Origin of the sequence: Mesorhizobium sp. M1406 (assembly GCF_040317555.1) — a bacterium.
Classification (GTDB): Bacteria; Pseudomonadota; Alphaproteobacteria; order Rhizobiales; family Rhizobiaceae; genus Mesorhizobium.
On the sequence record NZ_JAMYKW010000024.1, the window covers coordinates 38,886 to 51,318 of the forward strand.

Annotated in this window: 15 protein-coding genes and 1 pseudogene; 4 read left to right on the top strand and 12 right to left on the bottom strand. The window is 62.4% G+C overall.

Going from position 1 to position 12,433, the window contains the following annotated elements; translation table 11 throughout:
• Positions 1-127: 127 nt before the first annotated feature.
• Positions 128-829 carry a response regulator transcription factor gene (locus tag NKH03_RS20125; protein ID WP_013528337.1) on the bottom strand — a complete coding sequence of 234 codons (702 nt, stop codon included), beginning with the start codon at positions 827-829 and terminating at the stop codon, positions 128-130.
• Between the two features lie 344 nt (positions 830-1,173).
• Here NKH03_RS20125 and NKH03_RS20130 point away from each other — a divergent pair, with 344 nt between their 5' ends.
• From NKH03_RS20130 to NKH03_RS20140, 3 genes are all read left to right on the top strand, one after another.
• On the top strand, positions 1,174-2,784 hold the full coding sequence (locus NKH03_RS20130; RefSeq protein ID WP_352970050.1) for a phosphoenolpyruvate carboxykinase: 1,611 nt from the start codon (positions 1,174-1,176) through the stop codon (positions 2,782-2,784).
• A 99-nt stretch (positions 2,785-2,883) separates the two neighbouring features.
• Complete coding sequence (arfB, locus tag NKH03_RS20135; RefSeq protein WP_109666974.1) at positions 2,884-3,321, top strand: alternative ribosome rescue aminoacyl-tRNA hydrolase ArfB; 438 nt, start codon at positions 2,884-2,886, stop codon at positions 3,319-3,321.
• A 226-nt stretch (positions 3,322-3,547) separates the two neighbouring features.
• Positions 3,548-4,159, top strand: a complete 612-nt coding sequence (locus NKH03_RS20140; RefSeq protein ID WP_352970052.1) for an alpha-ketoglutarate-dependent dioxygenase AlkB family protein — start codon at positions 3,548-3,550, stop codon at positions 4,157-4,159.
• A gap of 3 nt (positions 4,160-4,162) precedes the next feature.
• Here the strand turns inward: NKH03_RS20140 and NKH03_RS20145 are convergent, their stop codons facing one another.
• The 11 genes and pseudogenes from NKH03_RS20145 to hisB form a co-directional block, all read right to left on the bottom strand.
• Positions 4,163-4,972: a hypothetical protein gene (locus NKH03_RS20145; RefSeq protein ID WP_352970053.1), complete on the bottom strand. Its 810-nt coding sequence runs from the start codon at positions 4,970-4,972 to the stop codon at positions 4,163-4,165.
• 38 nt (positions 4,973-5,010) lie between these two features.
• A complete protein-coding gene (locus NKH03_RS20150) occupies positions 5,011-5,613 on the bottom strand; it encodes a hypothetical protein (protein WP_352970054.1) in 603 nt (200 codons plus the stop codon).
• Between the two features lie 217 nt (positions 5,614-5,830).
• Positions 5,831-6,790 (bottom strand): type I pantothenate kinase, encoded by a 960-nt coding sequence (gene coaA / locus NKH03_RS20155; RefSeq protein WP_352970056.1) that lies wholly within the window; start codon positions 6,788-6,790, stop codon positions 5,831-5,833.
• 23 nt (positions 6,791-6,813) lie between these two features.
• Positions 6,814-7,137: a phosphoribosyl-ATP diphosphatase gene (locus NKH03_RS20160; protein WP_352870642.1), complete on the bottom strand. Its 324-nt coding sequence runs from the start codon at positions 7,135-7,137 to the stop codon at positions 6,814-6,816.
• Between the two features lie 72 nt (positions 7,138-7,209).
• Positions 7,210-8,001, bottom strand: a complete 792-nt coding sequence (gene hisF / locus NKH03_RS20165) for an imidazole glycerol phosphate synthase subunit HisF (protein WP_352970057.1) — start codon at positions 7,999-8,001, stop codon at positions 7,210-7,212.
• Positions 8,001-8,838 (bottom strand): annotated as a pseudogene (locus tag NKH03_RS20170) (arginase family protein). Before NKH03_RS20170 ends, hisF begins: the two are co-directional and overlap by 1 nt.
• Positions 8,835-9,584, bottom strand: a complete 750-nt coding sequence (gene hisA / locus NKH03_RS20175; RefSeq protein WP_352879359.1) for a 1-(5-phosphoribosyl)-5-[(5-phosphoribosylamino)methylideneamino]imidazole-4-carboxamide isomerase — start codon at positions 9,582-9,584, stop codon at positions 8,835-8,837. The pseudogene NKH03_RS20170 and the gene hisA overlap by 4 nt, the downstream one beginning before the upstream one ends.
• A gap of 4 nt (positions 9,585-9,588) precedes the next feature.
• Complete coding sequence (locus NKH03_RS20180; protein WP_352970059.1) at positions 9,589-9,879, bottom strand: DUF1330 domain-containing protein; 291 nt, start codon at positions 9,877-9,879, stop codon at positions 9,589-9,591.
• Between the two features lie 5 nt (positions 9,880-9,884).
• Positions 9,885-10,535 (bottom strand): imidazole glycerol phosphate synthase subunit HisH, encoded by a 651-nt coding sequence (gene hisH, locus NKH03_RS20185; protein ID WP_352970061.1) that lies wholly within the window; start codon positions 10,533-10,535, stop codon positions 9,885-9,887.
• A gap of 1 nt (position 10,536) precedes the next feature.
• On the bottom strand, positions 10,537-11,013 hold the full coding sequence (locus tag NKH03_RS20190; RefSeq protein ID WP_352879362.1) for a DUF2628 domain-containing protein: 477 nt from the start codon (positions 11,011-11,013) through the stop codon (positions 10,537-10,539).
• A gap of 4 nt (positions 11,014-11,017) precedes the next feature.
• Complete coding sequence (hisB, locus tag NKH03_RS20195; RefSeq protein WP_352870635.1) at positions 11,018-11,617, bottom strand: imidazoleglycerol-phosphate dehydratase HisB; 600 nt, start codon at positions 11,615-11,617, stop codon at positions 11,018-11,020.
• Positions 11,618-11,828: 211 nt separating this feature from the next.
• On the opposite strand from hisB, the gene hslV reads away from it, so the two are divergent.
• Positions 11,829-12,380, top strand: a complete 552-nt coding sequence (gene hslV / locus NKH03_RS20200) for an ATP-dependent protease subunit HslV (RefSeq protein ID WP_352870634.1) — start codon at positions 11,829-11,831, stop codon at positions 12,378-12,380.
• Positions 12,381-12,433: the final 53 nt, after the last annotated feature.

Sequence of the window (12,433 nt, forward strand, 5' to 3'; positions counted from 1 at the left end):
TAATTAGTCGGTAGTGAGTAGGCAGTAGGGAATAGAGAAATGGTTGGCTGAGATCGCGGCTATGCATGAGTGCCGCTCGCACCATTCAAAAATGACTACCGACTATTCCCTACTGCCTATTGCCTATTCACGCCTCGCGGAACCGGTATCCGACTCCGTAAAGGGTTTCGATCATCTCGAAGTCGTCGTCGACGGCCTTGAACTTCTTGCGCAGCCGCTTGATGTGGCTGTCGATGGTACGGTCGTCGACATAGACCTGTTCATCATAGGCCGAATCCATCAGCGCATCACGGCTTTTTACGACACCGGGACGCTGCGCCAGCGAATGCAGGATCAGGAACTCGGTGACCGTGAGCGTCACCGGTTCGCCCTTCCAGGTGCAGGTATGACGTTCCTGGTCCATGACGAGCTGACCGCGCTCAAGCGAGCGGGCCTGTTGGCTGGGTGTCTTGGCGGCGGCCTCGCGGGCACTGGCACGGCGCAGCACGGCGCGCACCCGCTCGACCAGCAGACGCTGCGAGAACGGTTTGCGGATGAAATCGTCGGCGCCCATCTTGAGGCCGAACAATTCATCGATCTCGTCGTCCTTCGAGGTCAGGAAGATCACCGGGAGGTCGGACTTCTGGCGCATCCGGCGCAGCAGTTCCATGCCGTCCATGCGCGGCATCTTGATGTCGAGGATGGCAAGATTCGGCGGGCGTGCCGCCAATCCTTCCAGCGCTGACGCACCATCCGTGTAGGTCTCGACGCGATACCCCTCGGATTCGAGGGCGATCGACACCGATGTTAGAATGTTGCGGTCGTCATCGACAAGCGCGATTGTTGCCATTTCAAGCGGCTCCCTCATGAGCTGTCCCTTCTTTCGTAGAGAAGGGGCTTTTGCAGGACAAATTAGGTACAAAATGTGGCATAGGCCTTGTCCGCTGTCACGCGCGGCATGCCGGCGGCCACAATCCTACCTCGATATGGATTGGACGAACGAACATCGCCAATCCTTTGGGCAACCGCGGAACTTTTTGCACATATAAACGATTTAAACAACTTTCAAAATTTTTAAATCGATTAATGATTTGATATCATTTGGCTTTTCTGGTTCTGACCATTTCAGTCCGCAGTGCGGGCTTGCCGGAAACACGCCGGCAAACGATGCGGCAAATCCAAGAAGGGACCCCCATGTCGGAAGTCGGCAAACGCAATCCTGCCTGCGCGATCTATCATATCGGCCTGAAAACCACCGGCGTAGTGCGCTATAATTTCGGTGCGGCAGCCCTTTATGAGGAATCGATCCGACGCGGTGAAGCCAGGCTGACCGCGCATGGCGCACTGCTCGCCGAGACCGGCCAGCACACCGGCCGCTCGCCCAAGGACAAATTCGTCGTCCGCGACGGCGCCACCGAGCCGCATATCTGGTGGGACAACAACAAGGCGATCTCGCCGGCCCGGTTCGACACGCTGCTTGCCGATTTCCAGGCGCATGCCGCGGACAAGGATCTTTACGTCCAGGATCTGGTCGGCGGCGCCGATGAGGAGCTGAAGCTGCCCACCAGGGTCATCACCGAGTTTGCCTGGCACTCGCTGTTCATCCGCAATCTGCTCATCCGCCCGAATGCCGCCGAACTCGAGCATTTCGTGCCCGAGATGACGATCATCGACCTGCCGTCCTTCCGCGCCGATCCCGCCCGCCACGGCAGCCGCACCGAAACGGTGATCGCCGTCGACCTCACGCGCAAGATCGTGCTGATCGGCGGCACCTCCTATGCCGGCGAGATGAAGAAGTCGGTGTTCACCATGCTCAACTATCTGCTGCCGGCGAAAGGCGTGATGCCGATGCATTGCTCGGCCAATGAGGGCGCGGCCGGCGATGCAGCCATCTTCTTCGGCCTGTCGGGCACCGGCAAGACGACGCTCTCGGCCGATCCCTCGCGCACGCTGATCGGCGACGACGAGCATGGCTGGGGCCCGCACGGCATCTTCAATTTCGAAGGTGGCTGCTACGCCAAGACGATCAAGCTGTCGGCGGAAGCCGAGCCGGAAATATTCGCCACCACGCAGCGCTTCGGCACCGTGCTGGAAAATGTCGTGCTCGACGCTGATGGCGTGCCGGATTTCAACGATGGAAGGCTCACCGAAAACACGCGCTGCGCCTACCCGCTGGATTTCATCCCCAACGCCAGCAAGACCGGGCGCGCCAATCATCCGAAGAACATCATCATGCTGACCGCCGACGCCTTCGGCGTGATGCCGCCGATCGCCCGGCTGAGCCCGGCGCAGGCGATGTATCATTTCCTGTCCGGCTACACCGCCAAGGTGGCCGGGACCGAAAAGGGCGTGACCGAGCCCGAAGCGACGTTTTCGACCTGCTTCGGCGCGCCGTTCATGCCGCGCCATCCATCGGAATATGGCAATCTGCTGCGCGAGCTGATCGCCCGGCATGGCGCCGATTGCTGGCTGGTCAACACCGGCTGGACCGGCGGCGCCTACGGTACCGGTAAGCGCATGCCGATCAAGGCGACGCGGGCCTTGCTTGCCGCCGCACTCGACGGCTCGCTGAAGACGGCCGAGTTCCGCACCGACCCTCATTTCGGTTTCGAGGTGCCGGTGGCGGTTCGCGGCGTCGACAGCGCCATTCTCGACCCGCGCTCGACCTGGGCCGACAAGGCCGGATATGACCGGCAGGCGGCAAGGCTGGTCGGCATGTTCGCCGTCAACTTCGAGAAATTCGAATGCCATGTCGACGCCGTGGTGCTGGGTGCCGCCCCGCGCATGCAGGAAGCGGCGGAGTAATCACGCCATCGGACTCAGCAGTCGTTGAAAGGCCCGGCTTCGATCGGACGGCTTCGATCGGGCCTTTTCTTTTTCGATCCGCCGCGCCATGACTGCGGCATGGCGAGCGACGACAACATCATCATATCAGGCGATGCGGTGATCTACCCGGGCGACCTGCACGAGGACTTCATCCGTTCGTCCGGTCCGGGCGGCCAGAACGTCAACAAGGTGGCGACGGCGGTGCAGTTGCGCTTCGACGCAGCCAACGCAACGGGCCTGTCGGAGCGCGTGCGCGAGCGGACGATCAAGCTTGCCGGCCAACGTGCCACCAAGGACGGGGTCATCGTCATCGAGGCAGGCCGCTTCCGCACCCAGGAACAGAACCGGGCGGACGCACGGGCCCGGCTCACGGCGCTGGTCGCCAAGGCCGCCGAACCGCCGCCGCCGCCGCGCAAGAAGACGCGGCCATCGAAGGGTGCGGTGGAGCGGCGGCTGAAGAGCAAGGCCGGACGCGGCACGATCAAGAAACTGCGCGGCCGGGTGGAGAACGACTAAGCACTACACCCCAATGGCGAGCACAAGAAGCTACGGCAAGCGCCAACAACACGGTCGTTTTCGAGGCCATACCGATGTGACCCATGCCGGCAAGATTGCCGCGGATACCAGACCTCGCCTGACCGGGGCGATCGCCAGCTAGACATGAGCGGCGGCTTTCGGGTCGCCCTTTTTGTTCGATCGTGACATTCTACGGTTCCGAACCCTCCGCAAGGTGCCCGAATCCGTGCTCGTCCTGCCCAAAGGCGTCCGCCACATGCCGGCTTACCTGTCACGCAGCGTGCAGGAAGCGCTGGTCGATAAGGTGAGAAGCATCGTGCAGCAGGCGCCGCTGTTCGTGCCGGCCATGCCGCGCACCGGCAAGGAGATGAGCGTGCGCATGACCAATTGCGGCCCGCTCGGCTGGGTCACCGACAAGGAGCAAGGCTACCGCTATCAGCCGACGCATCCAGTGACCGGAGCGCCATGGCCGCCAATCCCGAATAGCCTGCTCGAACTGTGGCGACAGGTCTCGGGCTGTCCGCATCCGCCGGAAGCGTGCCTGGTCAATTTCTATACGCCGGAGGCAAAAATGGGCCTGCACCAAGACCGCGACGAGGCCGATTTTTCGGCGCCGGTGGTTTCCGTCTCACTGGGTGATGATTGCCTGTTCCGGGTCGGCCAGACGACGCGTGACGGCGCCACGAAGTCGTTCAGGCTGCAAAGCGGTGACGTCGTGGTGCTCGGCGGCGAAGGGCGGCTGTGCTTTCATGGCGTCGACCGCATCTACCCCTCGACTTCGGCGCTGCTGAAAAATGGCGGCAGGATCAATCTGACGTTGCGGCGGGTCAACCCGTGACTCTCAGTTGATCGAGGTGAGTTTTCCTGAACCCTTGCGAAGGTAGACGCGAATGTTCTCATCTTCGCTCAGAACTCGATAGTCATTCATGAAGCTCGAAAAATCGTCACGTTGCATGACGCGTGAAATCCAGAAAGTATCCGTTTTCTGGACGATCATCAGGTCGGGCTTCGCGGCCTTCAGCTCGCGTATCTTGGCGTCGAGAAAATTGCGCACGATCGCGTCAAGACGTGCCGCTTCGACCGTGTTGCCCTGCGCACGTGCAATTCTCGCAAAAAGGACAGCGAGGCCGCCAAGCCAATCGCTGCAATAGGCAGATATCCATCGGCCTCCGATCGTCCGAGTAAGCGGATGGCCGCTTTCCATACCCGAGCCGATCAAGCCGATGGTGGGATGATCGACTGCGGCGCGCAGGCTCGCAACAAAGTCTGCCGCGGGTTTCCCGGTATATTTGAAAGGCAACCAATTGACTGCAACGATGGCGGCCAGCAGCATTTTCTGGACAATGTCCAACCGCGCCACGCCGCGTGCCGATGACCGCTCGACAGCACAGCAGGTGATCGCCGCCAGCATCAGCGCCAGCGCCGGATAGGCATGATAGGCCCAACCCTTGCCCTGGTAGACCAGGGGAACAAAGCCGGCAACAGAACCGATCGCCAGCACCATGACCAGTGGCGACAGCGCCCGGCCGTTGCGCAAAAACAGGAGGAAGCAGATCGAAACAAGGTATGCTCCGCCGTAGGTGGCGAGCACCGGCCCGTACTGTTTGTAGCGCAAGTAGGTGTCGGCTAGATTCGGGTAGACGTCGCGCATGAACTCGGGATAAAGCCAGAGCACTGCGGCCAGATAGCTCAGGCAGACAAAGCCGACGATCCAGTATTCGATTGCAAACAGCGACCTGATGCTGCCACATAAGATGCCGGCGCTATGATCATGATCGCATAGTAGGGCTTCACCAGCACCATGGCACTGCCGGACAGACCGGCCAATGCGGCTACCCACCATTCCAGCGGCGATGACGGGTCATTCGCCGCGCGCCAGGCCATGAGCACCAGCAACGGCAAGAGCAGGGCGACCCCCAGATTCTCGCGCTCGCTGAAACTGTTGCCGGGAAACAGCACGAGCAAAGCCAGAAACGCCGGTAACAGCGTGTAGAGCCCGGAATTTTCGGGGAATCGGGCGCGACGCGCAACGAAGCTGGCAAACCACAGGCCGAAAATGCACAATGCATAGCTGTAGGCATAGACCAGATATTCCGGCACGACGCCGAGCAGTTTCGCGAGGTACACCGCCGGCAGGTATAGCCATATGGTGAAGGGCGGATTGGTCTCGATCACATCGATATAGAGGCGATCGCCGGCCAGCAGCCGCTCACTGATTGTGATGTTCCAGCTCGTATCGCCATTGACGCCCCAGTGCATCTGCCAAGGGACGGCAATGGCCAGAACGGCCATCGACAGAACAAGCGGCCAAAGCCGCTCGGTCCGGCCGCTGGCGGCGCGAGCATCAGGACCAGGACGGACCGCGATCGCGCTCATCCCGGCCAACCAATGTGAATGAAAGGCGCGTTCATTGCCTGTCGGAGCCCGCGAAGTGTCCTCGGTTCGACAGTAGGAAAGCGGGGTTAAGATGACTTTAAGGGCCCCAGAAATCAAGGAACGTCCCGGAAATTCAGAGTTTCCTGAGCGCCACTTCCTCGATCAGGTGGTCGGCGCCCTTGCGCAGGATCAAGTCGGCGCGGGCCCGCGTCGGCAGGATGTTCTCGCGCAGATTCTTCAGGTTGATGTTGGTCCACAGACCTTCGGCGATGGCGCGCGCCGAACCCTCCGAGAGCTGCGAGTAGCGGTGAAAGAAGGAGTCCGGATTGCGGAAGGCTGTCTCGCGCAGCCGCATGAAGCGGGAGATGTACCAGTTGTGGATCAGCTTCTCGTCGGCATCGATGTAGATGGCGAAGTCGAAAAAATCCGACAGGAAGGGCACGATCTTGCCATCCTGCGGCAGCTTGCCGGGCTGCAGGACATTGATGCCTTCGAAGATCAGGATGTCGGGCCGATCGATGGTGACGAACTCGCCGGGAATGACGTCGTAGGTCAGATGCGAATAGACCGGCGCGCGGATATCGGGCAGCGCCGACTTGATGCCCGAGAGAAAGCGCAGCAGCGCGCCGACATCGTAGCTGTCGGGAAACCCCTTGCGTTCCATCAGGTTCTCGCGGCGCAGGACCTCGTTGGGAAGCAGGAAGCCGTCGGTGGTGATAAGGTCCACCTTGGGGCTCGACGGCCAACGCGCCAACAGCTCCTTCAACACGCGCGCCGTGGTCGATTTGCCGACCGCGACAGAACCGGCAATGCCGATGATAAAAGGCGTCTTGACGATGTCCACCGCGTTGAAGAAGGCCTGGCGTTGCCTGAACAGCAGCTGGCTCGCCTCGACATGCGCGGACAAAAGCCGCGACAGCGACAGATAGATGCGCTTGACCTCTTCGAGGTCGATCGGGTCGTTGAGCGAACGCAAGCGGCGGAATTCGTCCGCGCTCAGCGTCAATGGCGTGTCGGCGCGGAATTGCGACCATTGCTCGGCGGTGAAGAAACGAAAGGGGGAATATTTCTCGGTTGGCGCGAGCTGATCCATCGAGATACCTGCCCTCCTCGCGGTCAGCCCTTGGGCCGTGACGCCTTCTCGGCGATGCCCGAACGCCTGGTGCGGCCTTCGAGTTCCCTCAGCACGTCGCTCAGCGGAACCCCGGAGAGGCCGAGAACGACGAGCCAATGATATACAAGATCGGCACTTTCCGAAACGAGGGCCTGCTTATCGCCCTTGACGGCGGCAATGACGGTCTCGACCGCCTCTTCGCCAAGCTTCTGCGCCGCCTTGTCGATGCCGCGCGCAAACAGGTTTGCGGTCCAGGAGTCCGGATCACCGGAATGGGCGCGTTCCCCGACGATTTTTTCCAGGTCGGATAGCGAAAACTCGGTCATGACCGTCATCTATCTGCTTGTTTAAGCATGATCTTTTTCCGAAAACCGGTTCCCGCTTTTCGGGATCATGCTTTAAGACCGATTACCGAGGGAGTCCAGCCGCATCGGCAGCCCTGCGGCGGCCATATGCGCCTTGGCCTGCGCTATCGTGTAGGTGCCGAAATGGAAGATGGAGGCCGCCAGCACCGCGCCGGCATGGCCATCGCGAATGCCTTCGACCATGTGATCGAGCGTACCGACACCGCCGGAAGCGATCACCGGCGCGCGCACCGCGTCGGCGACGGCGCGGGTCAGCGCGATGTCGTAGCCGGCCTTGGTGCCGTCGCGATCCATCGACGTCAGCAGGATCTCGCCGGCGCCGCGATCGACCATCAGCCGAGCGAATTCGACCGCGTCGATGCCGGTCTTCTCACGCCCGCCATGGGTGAATATCTCCCAGCGATCGGCCTCGCCGACGCCGGACACTTTCTTGGCGTCGATGGCGACGACGATGCACTGGTTGCCGAACTTGTCGGCCGCCTCGGCGACGAAATCCGGGCTCTTCACCGCCGCCGTGTTGATCGACACCTTGTCGGCGCCGGCCAGCAGCAGCTTCCTGATGTCGGCGACCTGGCGCACGCCGCCGCCGACGGTCAGCGGCATGAAGCATTGTTCGGCGGTGCGGGCGACGATGTCGAAGATGGTCTCGCGATTGTCCGACGAAGCGGTGATGTCGAGAAAGCAAAGCTCGTCGGCGCCGGCCGCGTCATAGGCCTTGGCCGCCTCGACCGGATCGCCGGCATCGATCAGATCGACGAAGTTGACACCCTTCACGACACGGCCGTTCTTGACGTCGAGGCAAGGGATGACACGGGCTTTCAGCATCAGCGGCCCTCTATCGTGGCGATGAGATCGTTGAGCATCTGGCCGACCAGCGGCGGGACATCGCCCTGCGCGTCGAAGGCCGGATCATAGGCGGAAACAGTGATGCCGACGACCGGCACCGCAAGCGCCACGGCGCAAGCCGCGTCGCGCAACTGTTCCGGGCTCGGCCCGCCGGAACTGACGTAGCGGTTGGCCTGCAGCTCCTGGGGATCATGCACGTCGAGATCGAGATGCATGTGCACGCGTCTGGCGCCGGCGACCTTCAATCTTTCGGTCGCCTGGGCCACCCCAGGACATTCCGTCCGGATGATCGGCAATGTCTCGAGGACCTGCTTTTCCGCCCCGATCGAGATCGCGTGCGTTGACGAGCACGCAGCGTGACGGATCGATCGGCTTGAAGCCGGGAATGGCCGCCGCCATCGGCCGCCAGCACAGGCCCAGAACAGTGGCCAGCGCCATTCCGTCGAGAAAGCCATATATGGATGTCTCGGGTGTGTTGAGGTCACCATGCTGGTCGGCCCAGATGATCGCATCGGCGCCCTCACCGGCGACCGCACCGGCACTGGTCAGGCAGTTTCCGGCGAGAACGATGGGAAAGCGGCCACCATCCAGGGCAAGGCGAACCTCGGTCGCAACCGCGTTGCAGACGGCAAAGCCGGTGGCGATCTCGCGCTCCTGGTTGTCTCCGACCTTGCCGATGTCTTCCACGGCGACATCGTGGCCAGCCATGGTCAGCGCATCGACAAGACCGCCCGATATCAGCGCATCCGGGCCTTGGCCCATGCCGCCGTGGTAATGGCCGCTGTCATAGGAGGCCAGAATGATGGAGATTTTCACGACCGCGTCTCCGCCGCCGGCCGGCCTTTCAGGATCGCCAGCGCCTCGGACGGATCGATGCGGCCATCATAGAGGGCACGGCCTGAGATCGCGCCTTCGAGCTTTCGCGCGTCGGGCATGGTCATGCGCACGATGTCGGCGATCGAGGCGAGGCCGCCGGACGCGATCACCGGGATCGACACGGCGTCGGCGAGATCGATAGTGGCATCCCAGTTGATGCCGGTCAGCACGCCGTCGCGGTCGATGTCGGTGTAGATGATGGCGGCGACGCCGGCGCCCTCGAATTTTTTCGCCAGTTCGATGACGCCGAGGCTCGACGCCTCGGCCCAGCCCTCGACGGCGACCTTGCCGTCCTTGGCGTCGATGCCGACGGCCACCTTGCCCGGGAACGTCTTGCAGGCCTGCTTGACCAGGTCGGGATCGCGCACCGCCACCGTGCCGAGGATGACGCGGGCCAGCCCGCGATCGAGCCAGTCCTCGATCTGCGCCAGCGTGCGGATGCCGCCGCCGAGTTGCACCGGGTTTTTCGTCGCCTTGAGGATGGCGCCAACCGCCGCACTGTTGACGCTCTGGCCCTGGAAGGCGCCATTGAGGTCGACGACATGCAGCCACTCGAAGCCCTGTTGCTCGAAGGCTTTGGCCTGGGCCGCCGGGTCGTCATTGTAGATGGTCGCGGTGGCCATGTCGCCGTGCTTGAGGCGCACGCATTGGCCGTCCTTGAGATCGATGGCGGGGAAAAGGATCATCCGTTCAGGCGCCTTCAACGATGACGAAATGGCCTGATGAGGCGGCAAGCCGGAACTTCGAGGCGTACTGATATTCCGGCGAATGATAGCATTCGACCGCCTTGTCGTAGGAGTCGAACTCGACCAGCACATGACGGTTGCCGGTCGGTCCTTCGGGATTCTCGTAGCGACCGGCCCGCACTGGGAATTTCGCGCCGTATTTCGCAAAGGCCACCGCATTCGCCTCGATATACTGCTTGTAAACATCGGGATCGCGGACATCGATCATCGCCATCCAATAGCCCTTCTTGCTCATGTGTTTCAGGGCCTCCAGCGCAGGAAATTGGTGATCAGCGCCAGGCCCAGCGCCTGGCTCTTTTCAGGATGGAACTGCGTGCCGACGAGATTGTCGCGGGCGACGGTCGCCGTCACCGAGCCGCCATAATCGGCGACCGCCAGGACTTCATCCGCCTTGCGCGCATCGAGATGGTAGGAATGCACGAAATAGGCATGCAGCCCGTCCGGCCCGGTCGGAATGCCGGCAAACAGCGGATGCTGGCGTTTGAGGTCGATCGTGTTCCAGCCGATCTGCGGGATTTTCAGCGCCGGATCGGCCGGCGTGATCTCCTTGACGTCGCCCGAAATCCAGCCGAAGCCGTTGGTGACAGTCTTTTCCAAGCCGCGCTGCGACATCAGCTGCATGCCGACGCAGATGCCGAGGAAAGGCCGGCCCTTGGCGATCGCGACCTCCTCGACCGCTTCCCACATGCCTTCGACGGCATGCAAGCCGGCCGCGCAGTCGGCATAGGCGCCGACGCCGGGCAGGACGATGCGGTCGGCCGTGCGCACCCTGTCCGCATCGGCGGTCAGGTCGATTTCCGCGGATATGCCGGCTTCACGCGCGGCGCGCTCGAATGCCTTGGTGGCCGAGCGCAGATTGCCCGAGCCGTAATCGATGATGGCAACCCGCATGTCAGCGTCTTCCCGGAATGTGGGTCAGCCCCAGCGCGATGCCCGGCTGCGACGGCCGCGCCAGGGCAGCGTCCGGGACCATGCGCGGTGCCGGTGCGGGTTGATCGGAAAGCGCTTCCGTCTCGAGCGCATAGCGGGTATCGGCATCGTCGAGCCATCCGGCCTCGACCACGCCCCATTCGTGCCAGCCGCGCCGGCGAAGCGCCGACATGCGCAGCACCTGTCCTTCCAGTCCGACATACAGCGAAACCAGCAACGACAGCAGCGATGCGGCCGGCCCAAGGCCGAGCTTTTGGCCAAGCATGGAAAGCAGGCCCATGACGACGAAGGCAAGGCCTGCTTCGATCCACAGCCGATGCCAGGCGAACCAGAGTGGCGGCACCAGAAAACCCAGCCAGGCGAAGCCATCGCGGACAAAGGCCGTCGTATCGGCCTTCTCGCCGCGGCCGGGCGGTTCCATGACGACATAGGCGGCCATGACGCTATCCCTTCAAAGATCCTTTGGTGGAGGGTACCGCGTCCGGCTGGCGCGGGTCGCGTTCAAGTGCCGTGCGCAGCGCACGCGCCACCGCCTTGAAGCAAGTCTCGGCGATGTGGTGGTTGTTGGCGCCATAATGGTTGGTGACATGCAGCGTGATGCCGGCGTTCTGCGCCAGCGCCTGGAAGAACTCTCGCACCAGTTCGGTGTCGAACGTGCCGATTTTCGGCGACGAGAAAGAAACGTTCCAGACCAGGAACGGACGGCCGGACACGTCGATCGCCGCACGCGTCAGCGTCTCGTCCATGGCAAGGTCGATCGAGGCATAGCGCATGATGCCGCGCCGTTCGCCGAGCGCCTTGGCCAGCGCCTGGCCGAGCGCGATGCCGGTGTCCTCGACCGTGTGGTGATCGTCGATATGCAGGTCGCCCTTGGCCGTGACCGTCATATCGATCAGCGAGTGGCGCGAAAGCTGGTCCAGCATATGGTCGAAGAAGCCGACGCCCGTCGAAATGTCCGACTTGCCCGAGCCGTCGACATCGACCGATACCGCGATATCGGTTTCCTTGGTCTTGCGGCTGGCTTCGGCGGAGCGGGGCGACATGACCTTGTCCTTGTCCCAGGGTTTCACGCTTTCAAGCCCTCACCGGCTTGAAAACGAGAGCCTTCTAGCAGCATGATCCGGCGATTGCCAGTTGCCATCCGGGTCGGTATCGAGCGGTTTGCAATCATCGGGCCCATGCATACATATGGCCGATCAAGTCACTCGTACCGCGCCAATCGCCTTTTGGGATAGCGCTGCTCGGAGCCAGGAAATGTCGAACGAACTGACCATGCACGCCACGACCATCGTGACGGTGCGCAAAGGCAACAAGGTGGTGATCGCCGGCGACGGCCAGGTCAGCCTTGGCCAGACCATCATGAAGGGCAACGCCAAAAAGGTTCGTCGCATCGGCAAGGGCGGCAATGTGATCGCCGGTTTCGCCGGCGCCACGGCCGACGCCTTCACGCTTCTGGAGCGGCTTGAAGCCAAGCTCGAACAATATCCCGACCAGCTGACGCGCGCCTGCGTCGAACTCGCCAAGGACTGGCGCACCGACCGCTATCTGCGCCGGCTGGAAGCGATGATGCTGGTTGCCGACAAGTCAGTCTCGCTGGCGCTGACCGGCACCGGCGACGTGCTCGAGCCCGAACATGGCGTCATGGCCATCGGTTCGGGCGGCAATTACGCGCTGGCCGCGGCGCGCGCCCTGATGGACAGCGACAAGGACGCCGAGGAGATCGCCCGCAAGGCGATGCAGATCGCATCCGATATCTGCGTCTACACCAACAACAATTTCGTCTTCGAAACGCTCGATGCCGGCTGACCCGGCCGCCGACCATGATCCCGAAAAGTGGCAACCGGTTTTCGGGAAAGATC